Annotated in this window: 15 protein-coding genes; all 15 read left to right on the top strand. The window is 29.2% G+C overall.

Features of this window, described 5'->3' with window-relative positions; translation table 11 throughout:
• Position 1 precedes the first annotated feature (1 nt).
• Genes Z053_RS0112985 through Z053_RS0112915 form a run of 15 tightly spaced genes read left to right on the top strand, consistent with a single transcriptional unit; the run spans position 2 to position 15,229 of the window.
• A complete protein-coding gene (locus tag Z053_RS0112985; RefSeq protein WP_025665445.1) occupies positions 2 to 277 on the top strand; it encodes a hypothetical protein in 276 nt (91 codons plus the stop codon).
• Positions 277 to 993, top strand: coding sequence for an SDR family NAD(P)-dependent oxidoreductase (locus Z053_RS0112980; RefSeq protein WP_025665444.1), 717 nt, complete (start codon positions 277 to 279; stop codon positions 991 to 993). The genes Z053_RS0112985 and Z053_RS0112980 overlap by 1 nt, the downstream gene beginning before the upstream one ends.
• Positions 993 to 1,637 carry an MBL fold metallo-hydrolase gene (locus tag Z053_RS0112975; protein ID WP_025665443.1) on the top strand — a complete coding sequence of 215 codons (645 nt, stop codon included), beginning with the start codon at positions 993 to 995 and terminating at the stop codon, positions 1,635 to 1,637. The genes Z053_RS0112980 and Z053_RS0112975 overlap by 1 nt, the downstream gene beginning before the upstream one ends.
• A complete protein-coding gene (locus Z053_RS0112970) occupies positions 1,621 to 2,634 on the top strand; it encodes a 3-oxoacyl-ACP synthase III family protein (RefSeq protein WP_025665442.1) in 1,014 nt (337 codons plus the stop codon). The genes Z053_RS0112975 and Z053_RS0112970 overlap by 17 nt, the downstream gene beginning before the upstream one ends.
• 1 nt (position 2,635) lies before the next feature.
• The gene (locus Z053_RS0112965; protein ID WP_206539214.1) at positions 2,636 to 3,988 is read left to right on the top strand and encodes an ANL family adenylate-forming protein; all 1,353 of its coding nucleotides are present in this window, start codon (positions 2,636 to 2,638) and stop codon (positions 3,986 to 3,988) included.
• Positions 3,989 to 4,030: 42 nt separating this feature from the next.
• Positions 4,031 to 5,215, top strand: coding sequence for an N-acetyl sugar amidotransferase (locus tag Z053_RS0112960; RefSeq protein WP_051476044.1), 1,185 nt, complete (start codon positions 4,031 to 4,033; stop codon positions 5,213 to 5,215).
• Complete coding sequence (hisH, locus tag Z053_RS0112955) at positions 5,215 to 5,826, top strand: imidazole glycerol phosphate synthase subunit HisH (RefSeq protein ID WP_025665439.1); 612 nt, start codon at positions 5,215 to 5,217, stop codon at positions 5,824 to 5,826. Before Z053_RS0112960 ends, hisH begins: the two co-directional genes overlap by 1 nt.
• Positions 5,827 to 5,828: 2 nt before the next feature.
• Positions 5,829 to 6,590: an AglZ/HisF2 family acetamidino modification protein gene (locus tag Z053_RS0112950; RefSeq protein WP_025665438.1), complete on the top strand. Its 762-nt coding sequence runs from the start codon at positions 5,829 to 5,831 to the stop codon at positions 6,588 to 6,590.
• On the top strand, positions 6,591 to 7,307 hold the full coding sequence (locus tag Z053_RS0112945; RefSeq protein WP_025665437.1) for a polysaccharide deacetylase family protein: 717 nt from the start codon (positions 6,591 to 6,593) through the stop codon (positions 7,305 to 7,307).
• Between the two features lie 5 nt (positions 7,308 to 7,312).
• Entirely contained in the window at positions 7,313 to 8,257 is a 945-nt protein-coding gene (lpxD, locus tag Z053_RS28465; RefSeq protein ID WP_025665436.1) for a UDP-3-O-(3-hydroxymyristoyl)glucosamine N-acyltransferase, read from the top strand.
• A gap of 37 nt (positions 8,258 to 8,294) precedes the next feature.
• Entirely contained in the window at positions 8,295 to 9,473 is a 1,179-nt protein-coding gene (locus Z053_RS0112935; protein WP_025665435.1) for a glycosyltransferase family protein, read from the top strand.
• A complete protein-coding gene (locus tag Z053_RS0112930) occupies positions 9,470 to 10,804 on the top strand; it encodes an oligosaccharide flippase family protein (protein ID WP_025665434.1) in 1,335 nt (444 codons plus the stop codon). The genes Z053_RS0112935 and Z053_RS0112930 overlap by 4 nt, the downstream gene beginning before the upstream one ends.
• A 31-nt stretch (positions 10,805 to 10,835) precedes the next feature.
• Positions 10,836 to 12,731: an asparagine synthase (glutamine-hydrolyzing) gene (gene asnB / locus Z053_RS0112925; RefSeq protein ID WP_025665433.1), complete on the top strand. Its 1,896-nt coding sequence runs from the start codon at positions 10,836 to 10,838 to the stop codon at positions 12,729 to 12,731.
• A 12-nt stretch (positions 12,732 to 12,743) separates the two neighbouring features.
• Complete coding sequence (locus tag Z053_RS0112920; protein ID WP_025665432.1) at positions 12,744 to 14,132, top strand: hypothetical protein; 1,389 nt, start codon at positions 12,744 to 12,746, stop codon at positions 14,130 to 14,132.
• On the top strand, positions 14,129 to 15,229 hold the full coding sequence (locus Z053_RS0112915) for a glycosyltransferase (protein ID WP_025665431.1): 1,101 nt from the start codon (positions 14,129 to 14,131) through the stop codon (positions 15,227 to 15,229). Before Z053_RS0112920 ends, Z053_RS0112915 begins: the two co-directional genes overlap by 4 nt.
• The last annotated feature ends 2 nt before the right edge of the window (positions 15,230 to 15,231 follow it).

The following is a 15,231-nucleotide window of genomic DNA, read 5'->3' as shown; positions in this document are numbered from 1 at the left end:
GATGGATATATTACATATAATTTTTGATGCTATAGATGAAATTAATTTAAGTTTAGAAGATGTTCAAATGGATAAAAATGAAGACACTGTTATTTTCGGAAAAGAAAGTGTTTTGGACTCTATGGATTTAGTGCATTTTATTTCCTTAATAGAAGAAAAGATTGAAGATGAAAGTGGAAACTATATATCTATTGCTGATGAAAACGCAATGTCTTTAGAAGTTAGTCCTTTCAAAACGGTAAAAACGTTAAAGGAATATATAAACCAACTTCTGTAATGAATAATTTCTCATTAGATAAAAAAATATTTCTAATTACTGGTACTAGTAAAGGTATTGGAAGATACCTTGCTGAATATTATTTAAAAGACGGGAATTACGTTATTGGATGTAGTAGGTCTAAGTCAGATTTAGTTAATGATAAGTATACTCATTTCGAAAAAGATGTCGCTAATGAAACTGATGTTTTAGAGATATTCAGATTTATAAGAAAACATTATAAAAGAATTGATGTTCTTATAAATAATGCTGCAATTAACCCAAGAATATTAACAGCTGGACTTTTACCTTACAAAATGATAGAGGATACGTATAAAGTTAATGTGTATGCTCCAATGATTTTTTGTAGAGAAGCAATTAAATTGATGAGTAGAAAAAAATATGGGCGTATTATTAATATGAGCTCTATGGCGGTAAAGCATGAAGTACGAGGAGAATCTTTATATACCTCAACAAAATCAGCTATAACTGCTTATACTAATGTTATATCTAAAGAAATATATGACTATGGTATAACGGCTAATGTTATAGCTCCTTCTGCTATTCCTACAGATTTATCCGCAAAGATTGATCAAGAAGCACTGCAAGAAGTCCTCTCAAGAAATGCAATTAAATCATTAGGAGAAATGAAAGACGTAAGTAATGCGATAGATTTTGTGATTAGTGAAGACTCATCTTCAATCACTGGGCAAGTAATATATTTAGGAGGAGTTTAATGATGGATTTTGAAATAAAGTGGAAAACAGTTGGCAAATGGAAAGTCAATGTATATTTCTTAAGCGATGGAGGTAATGATGTTTGGGTATTAGATCCAGGTGATGAATTTGAAGTATTAGATAGTTTTATTGAAGAATGTCAATATAATGTTTTAGGAATTCTTTTGACTCATGGACATTTTGATCATATTTCTTCTGCAGAAAAGATGAAACAAAAGTATGGGGTGAAAATTTTCATGCATTCAAAAGACAAAAGAATTATAAGACAAGCTAATCTTTTTAGAAAATTAGCTGGAGGAGTCGGGACCCAAATTACTCCAACGATAGATAGATTTTTGGATGAAGAAAAATCATTATCCTTAGGAAATAAAGAAATAAAAATCCATCATACACCTGGGCATTCACCAGGTAGCATTTGTTTAGAGTTTGGAAATAATCTAATAGTAGGAGATTTGTTTTTTTGGAACAAATTTGGCCGTACGGATTTACCTGGAGGTGATGAGAAAAATCTAAATTCATCGTTACAATTTATAGCAAATGAATTTTTAGGTTATACTTTTTATCCTGGGCACGGAACTCCTTTTATATTTGATAAAGAAAGAAAAAAATTAATATTAGATAAGCTTAATGGGAGTACAAATTAGTGAAATAGAATATTATCTTCCCGTTAATAAAAAAACGAACGAAGATTTACAAAGAGAAAACCCAGAATGGGATGTAGATAAAGTTGCATCAAAAACAGGAATATATTCAAGACATATTGCTGGTAAAGATGAAACTGCTTTAGATTTAGCAATTAAAGCTTTAGAAAAATTATTTACAAACACTTCTGTAAAAAAAGAAGATATAGATGGTATCATATTTTGTACTCAAAGTCCCGATTATCTAATGCCTTCTAATTCTTTTTTAATACACAAAAAATTTGAGTTTGATAAAAATGTTTGGACCTTTGATTATAATTTAGCTTGTTCGGGATACGTTTATGGTTTATGTATAGCTAGAGGATTTATAGAGACGAATATGGCTAAAAATATTTTGCTCATTACATCGGATACTTACTCTAAGTACATACACGAAAAAGATCGTTCTACGGTTAATTTATTTGGCGATGGTGCGGCGGTAACTATTGTTTCTAATAGTGATTCAGACAACGTCGGTATTATTGATGCTATGCTATCATCATCTGGAAAAGAATATAAATCGTTTTATATCCCATCAGGAGGTAGTCGTATGCCAAAAAATGAAACATCCAAAGAAGAGACTAAAGACTCAAGTGGGAACATTAAACATTCAGAGAATATACATATGAATGGTTTTGCTGTTTGGAAATTCATTTCTAGAATAGTTCCACAACAAATAGAGAAGATTTTAGAAAATAACAATTTGACTATTGATGATATAGACTTTCTAGGCTTTCATCAGGCAAGTAAACTTACATTAGAGTCTTTAGCAAAAGCTTTAAAAATATCTAACAATAAAATTTATACCAACTTGGACAAGATTGGGAATACAGTTTCTTCGTCTATACCAATTGCACTTAAAGATGCTATGGAAGAAAAAAAACTAAAAAGAGGCGATTTAATTGTTTTGTCTGGTTTTGGAGTTGGATTGTCTTGGGGAACCTTATTAATGAAATTTTAAAATGATGAATGCACAATTTTTAATAGATGCTTTTAAAGAATCATCTAACAATTTAGCAATTGTATGGAATGGAAAAGAGGTTAAATATGGAGGACTCTTAAAGGCCATTCAACAGGCCAACGATTTTTTAAGCGAAAACCAAATTTTATCTGGACAAGTTATTGCTTTAAAAGGAGATTTTACCCCTAATACTATTTCTCTTTTAATAGCTTTAATTAATAACAGAAACATAATTGTACCTTTTAATAATCCAATGAAGGATTCTGAAGAAGTGAAATTTGAAATAGCCAAAGTACAAAAAACAATTTCAGTAAACTTGGATACCGACCAGTGCAAAGTTGAAAATACTGGATTTGATGGAGATCATGAATATTATACTAGTTTGAGGAATTTAGGCGTGTCTGGGCTAGTACTATTTAGCTCTGGAACCTCAGGATTCCCAAAAGCAGCGGTTCATAATTTTCAAAAATTGCTTAAAAAGTTTAAAACATCTAGAAAATCGTTAAGAACTATTAATTTTCTTCTTTTTGATCATTGGGGAGGATTAAACACCCTTTTACATACCTTATCTAACTGTGGGGTTGTATTAGCTTTGTATAATAGAAAACCAGATTTTGTGTGTAAATTCGTGCAAGAAAACAAAGTGGAATTATTACCTGTATCTCCTAGTTTTTTAAACCTAATGATTTTAAGTGAAACATATAAGAAGTATGATTTGAGCAGTTTGAAGTTAATTTCTTATGGTACTGAGCCAATGCCTGAAACAACACTTAAAAGAGCGAAAGGACTTTTTCCTAATGTTAAATTTCAACAAACATATGGTTTAATAGAGTTAGGGGTTTTAAGATCTAAATCTAAAAGTGATGATTCTTTATGGGTAAAGCTAGGAGGAGAAGGTTATGATTTAAGAGTAGTAGATAATATGCTACAAATAAAGGCAGAATCTGCTATTTTAGGATATTTAAATGCATCTAGCCCTTTTACAGAGGATGGTTATTTTATAACAGGAGATCAAGTTGAAGTTGATGGAGAATATTATAAGATTTTAGGTAGAAAATCTGAATTAATAAATGTTGGAGGAGATAAAGTATACCCTCAAGAAGTTGAAAATGTTATTTTACAGATGGATAATGTAATGGAAGTGACAATATTTGGTCAGAAGCATGCAATTATGGGTAATATTGTTTGTGCTAAAGTTTTGTTGAAAGAAAAAGAAGATAAAAAAGTTTTTTCACGAAGATTGAAAGAATTCTGCAAAGGTAAACTTCAGTCATTTAAAGTTCCTGTGAAAATTGAGAACGAAGAAGAAGTTTTACACAGTCATAGGTTTAAAAAAACAAGAAAGTTTGATTAACATTGAATTTTTAAAATAAGATTTAAAAAATAATTTTTTAGAATGGGAAAATTAGAGATAGTTAATAGGAAGCCAGTTATTGATAGCCATAGCAAAATATGTACTACATGCATATATGACGAAAATGTTCCAGCTATAAAATTTGATGATGATGGGGTATGCAATTATTGTAAAATGATTGAAGATTTAAAAACCCAATACAAAACAGCAACCCCTGAAGGAGAAAAAGATTTTTTTGAAATTGTAGAACAAATTAAAAAACATGGTAATGGTAAAAAGTATGATTGTGTAGTAGGAGTTAGTGGCGGTACAGATTCTTCTTATATGATTATAAAAGCAGTAGAATGGGGCTTAAGACCATTAGCTGTTCATTATGATAACACATGGAATACAGCAATTGCCACTGAAAATATTCGAAAAATTTTAGGAAAATTAAATATAGACTTATATACTCATGTAGTTGATAACAAAGAAGCAGATGATATTTTTAAATCCTTTTTTTTAGCAAATGTACCAGAGATTGATGGTCCTACCGATATAGCTTTGGCAGAAACATTATATAGAGCAGCGAGTAAATTTGGTGTAAAATATATTCTTGAAGGGCATTCATTTATAGCCGAAGGAGTATCCCCACTAAGTAGTGCTTATGTTGATGGAGCATATATTAAAAACATTCACAAAATGTTTGGTAAAATTAAAATGAAAACGTTTCCAAACATGAATTTTGCTTCGTTTATGAAATGGATACTAGTAAAGAGAATTAAAAAAATAAGACCATTATGGTATATTCCATATTCTAAAAAAGATGCACAAGCATTTTTAGAAAAAGAATATGATTGGAAGTATTATGGAGGCCACCATTTGGAAAATAGAATGACAGCTTTTAATCATAGTGTATATTTTCCTCAAAAATTTGGAATAGATCAAAGAAATAATAGTTTATCAGCATCCGTTAGAGCAGGTTTATTATCACAAAAAGAAGCAATTAACGAGTACAATTCTAACCCTTTAGTAGAGGATGATTTAATTGGCTATTTCAAAAAGAGATTAAATCTAACAGATCAAAAATACGCCGATATAATGAATGGAGACAGAAAAACCTACAGGGATTATCCTACTTATAAAAAAAGATTTGAAAAATTGAGACCTTTATTTTTCATATTAGCAAAAGCAAACCTTGTTCCTATGAGTTTTTATATAAAGTACACTTCAAAAAGTGAAATGTAATGATTACAATTGTAGACTATGGAATGGGAAACCTGGGGTCTGTTTTTAATATGTTTAAGAAAATTGGGGTTACTTCAAAAATCACTTCTAATTTAAACGATATTAAAGCTGCCGAAAAAATCTTATTGCCAGGAGTAGGAGCGTATGATAATGCTATGAAAAGGATTAACGAATCTGGATTAAGAGAGGTGCTAGACTATAAAGCTTTAGAAGAAAGAGTACCCGTATTGGGTATATGTTTGGGCATGCAATTACTTACTCTAGGAAGTGAAGAAGGAAAAGAGAAAGGTTTAGGTTGGATTAAAGCACATACAAAAAAATTTCAGTTTGATAAAGCAACAAAATTAAAAGTTCCTCATATGGGTTGGAACAGAGTTTTTAATGCAATGCCAAGCAAATTAACCTCTAACTTACCAGATGAATCAAGGTTTTATTTTGTACATTCATATTACGTAGAAGTAGAAAACCAAGAAGATTCAATCCTTAAAACCACACACGGAATCGAATTTGATTCAGCAATACATCGGGATAATATTTATGGCGCACAGTTTCACCCTGAAAAAAGTCATAAATTTGGCATGAAATTATTCGATAACTTTGCTAAACTATAATCATGTTATTAACTAGAGTAATCCCATGCCTTTTATTAAAAGGCGATAGCTTAGTAAAAACAGTTAATTTTAAGAAACCTGATTATATAGGAGATCCGGTAAATACGGCCCGTATTTTTAATGAGCTTGAAGTAGATGAATTAACAGTTTTAGATATTACCGCTACAAATAGTAACAAGTTACCTGACTTTAAGATTCTTTCAGAGTTAGCTAACGAATGTTTTATGCCATTAGCTTATGGAGGTGGAATACGTGATTTTGAATCTGCAAAAAAACTCTTTGAGATTGGAATAGAAAAGGTGATTATCAATTCGTATGCTTTTGAGAAGCCAGAATTTATTACTCAATTAGCTGCACATTTTGGTAATCAAGCAATTGTAGCCTCTATTGATGTTAAAAAAAATGCGTTTAGCAAGTATAAAGTATATTCAAACTCTGGTAAGAAAAAACAAAAAACAGATGTTGTAGATTGGGCAAAACAGTTGGAAGAATTGGGTGCAGGAGAAATTATTTTAACTGCCATACATCAAGAAGGTACTTGGAAAGGGTTTGATACAAATTTAATAGAACAAGTGTCAAACGCAGTAGATATTCCTGTAATAGCTAATGGAGGCGCATCTTCTATCAATGATATAAAAGCAGCCGTAAAGGAAGGCCATGCATCAGCTGTGTGTTTAGGCAGTATGGTAGTCTATCAAAATAAAGGGATGGGTGTTTTAGTTAACTTTCCAGACCAAAAAAAAATAATTAATGCTTTAAAGTAAATGGGGGATAAATATAAATTTACATGGAAAAATATAGAAAAAGAATATGCATCTTTTCTAGATAATGGATATGAAATAATAACAGGTGAACAATATGTTAAAAACAAACCTAATTTACCCAAGAAAACAGTGGTAAACAGAATAGACATTGACTTTTCAGTTAAAAAAGCCGCTGTGTTATTAGATATTTTTGATAAGCTTAGAATAAAAGGAACATTTTTTGTCAGATTGCATGCACCAGAATATAATCCATTTTCGTTTGAAAACTATAGAATTTTGAAGCGATTATTAAATTCGGGTCATGAATTAGGCTATCATTCAGAAATTGTTGACCAATCAATTATTTGGAACGAATCTGCAGAAGAGTGTCTAAAAAGAGATATCGCAATACTTAGTAAGATGTTTAATTATGATGTTAAAAGCGTGGCTTCACATGGAGGAAATACAGGTTTTAATAATTTAGATTTCTGGAAGGACAAGAAACCAAAAGACTTTAATCTTTTATATGAAGGTTATGATAAGGAGCCAAATTACAACCTTTTTCAAGAGTCGTTCTATATTTCCGATTCAGAATGGACGCAATGGAAATGTTATAATAAAGGAATTTTACAGAGTGGAGATAGAAGAAGCCCTAGTGAACACATCCTGGATGGGCATGAATTAATCCATTTATTAATTCATCCAGACACCTATTTTAATAATCATTTTTACGAATAATACTTATGAAAAAAATTTATCTTAAAGAATTAATTTCAGTTATACCTAAAAGTATTAATTTCTCTGTTAAAGGAATTATAGAAGGGGTTTTTGTGACAAATACGCTTCCTATTATGTCTGCGAATGAAAATTCAATTTCTTTTATTGATAAGACAAGAAGTGAGCTAGAAAAAAACCTTTGGGCTTCAGAAACAAAATCAAAATTAATAATCACAGATTTAGATATTGATATAGCTAACAAAACCAACATAGTTACAGCGCATCCCAAATTACTTTTTTCTTTCTTAGTAAATGAATTTTTTGTCAGCAAAAAGAAGAAAGAAATTCATTCATCAGCAATTATTTCAGATAAAGCAATTATTGGAAAAAATTGCTTTATTGGACCTAACACACTTATTGGAGCGCATGTGAAGATTGGAAATAATTGTGATATTTATGGGAATGTCACAATTTACGAAAATGTGAAAATTGGTGATAATGTGAAAATAAATTCCGGAACTGTTATTGGGGCGGAAGGATTTGGTTATTTAAAAAGTGAATCATTAGGGACAATAAACTTTCCTCATCTAGGTGGCGTTATAATTGAAGATAATGTTGAGATTGGAGCGAACACAACTATAGATAGAGGTGCTTTAGGAAATACCATTCTAAAGAAAAATGTAAAAGTTGATAATTTAGTTCACATAGCACATAATGTTTATATTGATGAAGGGGCTTGGATAATTGCAAAAGCAATGGTGGCGGGTAGTGTCAAAATTGGAAAAAATACTTCGATAGCACCAGGGGCTTGTATAAGGGACGCTATAAATATTGGTAATAATGTTCTTATTGGTATGGGGGCAGTAGTAACTAAAAGTGTACCAGATAACCAGACTTGGACTGGAGTTCCTGCTAGAGAATTAAAAGATTATTTTAGGATACAAAAGGAGCTAAAAAAGTTTCTTGAATAATCTTTTTTATAACAATTTTTGATAATATTTGGTACCTATGAAAAAAGTTGCATTGATTGGAAATATGAATAATAATTTCTATGCTTTTTCGAGATATTTAAAAGAATTTTCTCACATAGAAGTTCATCTCTTCTTATTTCAAACAGATTATTTTCACCCATCAGATGATGCTTTCACTGAAAACTGGAAGGAATATACTTTCCAATTAAACTGGGGAAATTTAAAGACGTTTAATTCAAAAACTTTTAAACACATTAAAACTCAGTTCAGTTCATACAATTTTATTATTGGTTGTGGTTTATCACCAGCATTTTTATACAAAGCAGGATTAAAATTAGATGTTTTTGTTCCTTATGGTTCTGACTTGTATGACTCTCCATTTTTTAGGCTTAATAAACCAAGTATCTTGTATTATAGGATATTATGTTCAAAGGCACAAAGAAAAGGTATAAGAGAGGCTAAAGCAGTATTAATGATTCCAACAGGAGGTTTTTTGGAACAATTTCTTAATAAGATTAGTCCTAATGCGAATCACTTAAAATTAGGGGTTCCAATGCTCTATATCAAAGAATACACATCTGAAATTTTTAAGGAAAAAAAAAAGCAGTTTAATACAGTCAATAAAATCAATAATATAAAAGCCCAGGGGCGAAAAATTATTTTCCATAGTTCTAGGCATTGTTGGACAAAGAAACAAGGTGAATTTGAAAACAAAGGAAACAATTATTTATTTGAAGGGTTAAAGAAAGTTAAAGAAGAGAACAATGGTGTACTAAATTTTCATTTGGTTACATTTGAATATGGTGTTGATGTTGATTCAAGTAAGGAGCTTGCTAAATATTTAAATATTGAAGATCACATAACATGGGTTCCTAAATCGAGTAGGAAAGAAGTAATGATGATTTTAAGCACTGCCCATATTGTAGTTGGAGAACTCTATAATAGCTTTCTTTCCTATGGCGTAATCTATGAGGCTCTTGCATTAAAAAAAATTATTATCCATAAAAGAGAAGATCATTTGTATACTAATTATTATAAAGACTTATATCCAATGTTGTATGCAGATAGCTCAAATTCCGTTAAGGATTCACTAATATATATAAATGAAAATTCTGATGAAATACCCCAAATGGTAGAAGCCGGATATGAATGGTTCTTAAAATATATGGTTAAAAAACCTTTAGACGTTTTTTTATCTTTAATTAGTTCTTCATGAATCTACTTAAAAAAAGCCTTAATGATACATTTCTCTACTTCCTCGGTACAGCAGGAAGTAAAATATTAAGCTTTTTAATAATACCATTTATAAATACCTTCTTCACTGTTGAAGAGTTCGGAAGGTACGATTTGTTCTTAATTACAGTTAGTTTTATTTCATTAGCAATAGGGCTAGGTTTTGATTCAGGATTTGCAATTATCATTGTTGATAATAAAGACAATAAAAAGCTTTTAGGATATTTATTTACAAGATCATTATGGATATCCCTTATTTTTTTAGCACTAATATCTTTTTTTGGATATGGTATTAACAATTACTACAATTTCTTTTCTCAAATAGAATTTTTTTTACTTATAATGTATGTCTTTACAACCTATGTTTCTTTATCTGTTTTTAACTTTATTAGATGGCTAGGTAAGGCAAAGCAAGCGTCGTTTATAAATTTCATTTCTTCTTCTTTGGGTATCGTAATCGGGTTAGTTTTTGTGTTTTTTAGTACCAATAAAGAAATAGAAAAACTTTTTTTGGGAATGACCCTTGGCAGTTTTATAGGGATGATTATTTGTCTGTTTGTAGCAAGAGAATATTTAATATTTAAAAAATTAGAAGAAGGGAAAAGTAAATTGAAAGAATTAGTATCAATTTCTATTCCTTTTGTTCCTACATATCTTTCAAATTACTTAGTAGCCTATAGTGATAGAATATTAATTTTAACATTAATAGGAGATATGTATTTTGTTGGTTTGTATGCCTTATTATATAGAATTGCACAAATAGGAAACCTGATGTTAGGGATATTATCCAAAGGCTTTCTCCCAGTTATGTATAACAATTATAATACTGTAGAAGGGAAATTGTATAACAAGAAAGTTTTTGATTATTTTAATTTATTATTAGTCCCATTATTCTTTTTCATTCTTTTAATTAAAGATTTTTTAATAAAGATTTTAAGTGGTAAAAACTCAGAAGATTATCTGTCACATAGCGACCTTCTTCCAGCAATATTTTTGGCAATTATTATTTTTGGAGGGATGGGAATTAATGGATTTGGATATACAATAAAAAGAAAAACAATATATATTTCATTTATTACATTTGCTGGGGTATTACTAAATTTTTTATTGTCCTATGTACTAATAAAGTATTTAGGATTTTCAGCAATTATAATATCAACACTGGTAACATCAATATTCTCTACTATAATTTATACTTTTTATTCAGAAAAACTGTACAAATTTAATTATAATAAATTGATAATGATTGGGGTATATATTAGTCTTTTTGTTTTGAGTGTAGGTTTATTTTATTTTGATTTTTTTAGGGAGTAAATAGATTATTTTAGTTTTATATTTGATTAATATGTGTGGGATAGCAGGTTTTATAGATTTTAATAAGCAAACTGATGAACAAGTTATTAGTTTAATGACCAGCCAATTACGCCATCGAGGTCCAGATGGAGATGGTATTAGATATATTCAAAACAATGAATTTCAATTGGGTTTAGGACACAAAAGACTTTCAATCATTGATTTGTCTACTAGCGCAAATCAACCTATGGAGTACAAAAATTTAATTATTGTATTTAACGGGGAATTCTATAATTATAAAGAAATAAAAAAAGAATTAGAAGAGTTAGATCATAGCTTTATTACAGATTCTGATACCGAAGTTATTTTACACGCTTTTGATCAATGGGGAGAAAAGGCAGTAGATAAATTTATTGGAATGTTTGCGTTTTGTATCTATGATAAAAAAAGTGATGAATTATTTATCTATCGAGACAGACCTGGGGTAAAACCCTTATATTATTATTATGAAGATGGATTGTTTCTATTTTCTTCAGAATTAAAATCGTTTCATCAACATCCAAGTTTTAAAAAAGAAATAGATTTAGATTCAGTAGCTCTTTTCTTTCAATATGGATATGTGCCCCAACCACATTCTATCTTTAAAAATACGCATAAACTTTTATCAGGACATTTTTTGAAAATTAGTTTAAAGAATAAAGAATTTCAGATTAATAAATACTGGGATGTTTATGATCATTATAATAAGCCGAAACTAAAAATTTCTGAAAAAGATGCTTTAGATGAATTAGAAAAAATATTGATATCATCCTTTAAATATAGAATGATTGCAGATGTGCCTGTTGGCGTGTTCTTAAGCGGAGGTTATGATAGTACTATATTAAGTGCGATATTGCAAAAACACACTACAGAAAACATTAAAACTTTTACGATTGGGTTTAATGAAAGTAAATATAATGAAGCTACCTATGCAAAAGAAACTGCTACTTTTTTAGGTACAGATCATAATGAATATTATTGTACTGTAGATGATGCTAAAAAGGTGATCCCAAGTTTATCAATAATGTATGATGAACCCTTTGGAGATAGCTCTGCAATTCCAACATTTTTAGTTAGTAGAATGGCTAGAAATCAAGTTACTGTTGCTCTTTCGGCTGATGGAGGTGATGAGACTTTTGCGGGTTATGATAGATATTTTAATTTAGTAAAAAATTATAATACCTTAAACAATATTCCTGGGTTTTTGCAACCAATGATTGGAAATGTAGTTGGAACAAAGCTATCCAAAGCTATCATTAATAATATAACCCCTAAAACTGATACATTTTATGATGGACTATCTTTTGTTCTTAAGTCCAAAAGTCAAATGAAGGATTTGTTGATGGTTTCTGTGTCTAAAATGAGTAAAAATGAGGTTTTTCGAGCAATGAATAATAGTTTTTCTGTAAAAAAGAATTTCTTCAATGAAAATTCTGGACTTAGTTCTAATTCATTAGACACTTGTTTGGCGATGGACTATAAGACGTATTTGGTTGATGATATTCTTACAAAAGTCGATAGAGCTTCTATGGCTGTATCTTTAGAATCAAGAGAACCTCTATTAGATCACCGTATTATAGAATTTGTTGCTCAACTACCGGAAAACTTAAAAATTAAAAATGGAACGACTAAATATTTGTTGAAAGAGCTTACGCATAAGTATGTTCCAAGAGAAATGATTGATAGACCCAAAAAAGGTTTTTCAATTCCATTAATCGAATGGTTTAGAAAAGATTTAAAACCTTTATTACTCAATTATTTTGATGAAAAAAGATTATATAGTCAAGGAATATTTAATGTTTCCTACGCATTAAAGAATAAAAAGTTATATCTGAGTGGAGATGATAGTGTTTTTGACTATATATGGTATATGATTGTTTTTCAGATGTGGTATGATGAATGGATGTAGAAATTTAATTATATGAAATTAAAAACCATACACTTTACTTTTTTTACTTCAATAATTTTATTGCTATTGCTTGGGATTTATTATCGAGATTTCTCAAGTTTTATTACTTTTTTGTTATTTCAATATTTAGGGATATTGTTTTTTAAAAAACAACTTGAAATTGTAAAAAAACTACAAAAAATTTCTTTTTTCATTAATGTGAGTAGTGCAGTAATTATTACTCTTTGTTTTCAGTCTCTTAATGGGACCTGGTATTCTTTGGGACAGGATGACTTTGCTTTTTATAATATAGCTGATCAATTGTCGAGAGGGGCTCAAGTATTTTCGATTGATAAGGAACATTTCGAATGGGGAGCTATACAATATAAATTGTATGTTTTTGTATTTGCTTATTGGTTCAAAATTTTGAATATAATTGGTATCAAGTCAAACTTCTTTTTTCATCTTAATATCATAAATTCTTTCGTAGGATCATTTATAGCACCTTTTGTCTACAAAATAGGTTTAAAACTATTTAAGGATACCATTACTCCAAAAAAAGCAGCGGTTTTTTGCCTTTTATTTCCTACAATAATTTATTATTCTTCTGTAATTATTAGAGATTCTTGGATTATTTCTATTTTTTTAGTAATAGTATATCTTGTAATTAGTGATAAAAATCTTTTAAAAAAACTTATTCCAATTTTTATTCTATTGCTATGTGTTTTTTATTTAAGGAAATCTAGTGCTGTATTTATAACATTTTTTATATTATTATATTCTGCATTCAATACTAATAATGTATATATTGTTTTTTTTATAAACCGGGTAGTTCCTGTAGTTGTTTTAGCGATATTGATTTTATTTTTTGTGGCGATACAATTGCCTGCACCCAAAGTAGCACCTCCTACTACAGATATTCTGGATTATATTAGTTATACTGTAAATTTTTATCGGGAATTATCAACAGAAGAAGCCGCACAAAATTCTTTAGGCTTACGTCTTCGTCTTTCAAATAACCCCATTATATTGTTTGTCTATTATATCTATTTTTATCTTAGTCCGATTCCTCCACTTTTTATGAATAAGTTTAATTTGATTACTTTATTTTTGGGTGTTGGTAATCTTTTTTGGTATTTATTATCACCATTATATTTTATTCATACATTTCAATTAAAAAAAAATGCTGATAAAAGAGTTTTTATAAAAACTTTTTTTTGGTTCTTGATTTTGGTTTTAATTATGGTTGGAACAGCAACAGGAGAGCAAAGACATTTATTATTTATTTATCCTATAGTGATTTTAATTTCTGTTGATTATATTTTGAATCATAAAAACCAATTTTATAATTATATGTTGGTTTTTTTGATTATATCATTGATTAGCACACTACTTTATCTAATAGTAAAAATGATATTATGAAAATACTTTTAGTAATAGATAACTTGAATTCGGGAGGAGCTCAACGACAAATCACTAATTTAGGAGTGGGATTAAAAGAAATAGGAAATGAGGTGAGTTTCTTGGTCTATAATAAAGGAGATCATTTTGGACATGTTTTAGAAGAAAACAATATTCCTATTAATAAGTTCTATAAACGAAACAAATATGATTTAATTGCTATTTTTAGAGCTATTCTATTCATGAGAAAACAAAGATTTGATGCAATAGTAGCATTTTTATTTGTACCAAGTTTTTATGTGCTATTATTTAAAATAGTTACGTTTTCTAAAACGAAAGTTTTAGTTTCAGAAAGATCTTTTTATTCAAAAGAGAAGGAAGGTTTTAAAGAAAAAATAATTCGAAAATTATACAGATTTGCTAATACGATATCGGTAAATTCACTATCACAGACAAATTATTTAAAAAAGTCTCTTCCCAAGTTAAAGAATAAGATTGTTTATATTCCAAATGGGTTAAACGTAGAAAGTTTTAGTACTAAAGAAAACGCTAAATCCAAAGATAGATTAAATTTAGTAAGTGTAGGGCATGTAAATTCAAATAAAAATGTCAAACTTTTGATAGAAGCAGTTAAAATTTTGAAAAACAAACATAAAATTGAAGTTAAAATAAGTTGGCTTGGTAGAACCTATGAATTCTTAGAGCAAGAAAATAAATATTTTAAAGAGTGTCAGGATTTAATATCGAATTATAATTTACAAGACGATTGGAGCTGGATGGGTAAAGTTCAAAATGTACAAAATCATTTACTCATTGCCGATGTATTAGTACACACGTCTATTGGAGAAGGGTTTCCTAATGCTATTTGTGAAAGTTTAGCATGTGGATTACCAGTTATTGCGAGTAATGTGAATGATCATCCTTATATAATAAAAGATAATTTTAATGGATTCTTATTTGAGAATAATGATGTGACTGATTTAGCAAATAAATTACTAAAATTTAAGGACCTCTCTAATGAAGAAAAGATAAAAATAGAATCCCAATCTAGAATAACTGCAGAAAATAATTTTCAGTTATCCAAAATGATTACAAAATACAATGAAATGCTAAGTTAAAG

This window comes from Aquimarina megaterium XH134 (genome assembly GCF_000520975.1).
Lineage (GTDB): Bacteria > Bacteroidota > Bacteroidia > Flavobacteriales > Flavobacteriaceae > Aquimarina > Aquimarina megaterium.
Note: the sequence above shows the minus strand (reverse complement) of the source record. Positions and strands in the feature narration are given on the sequence as shown.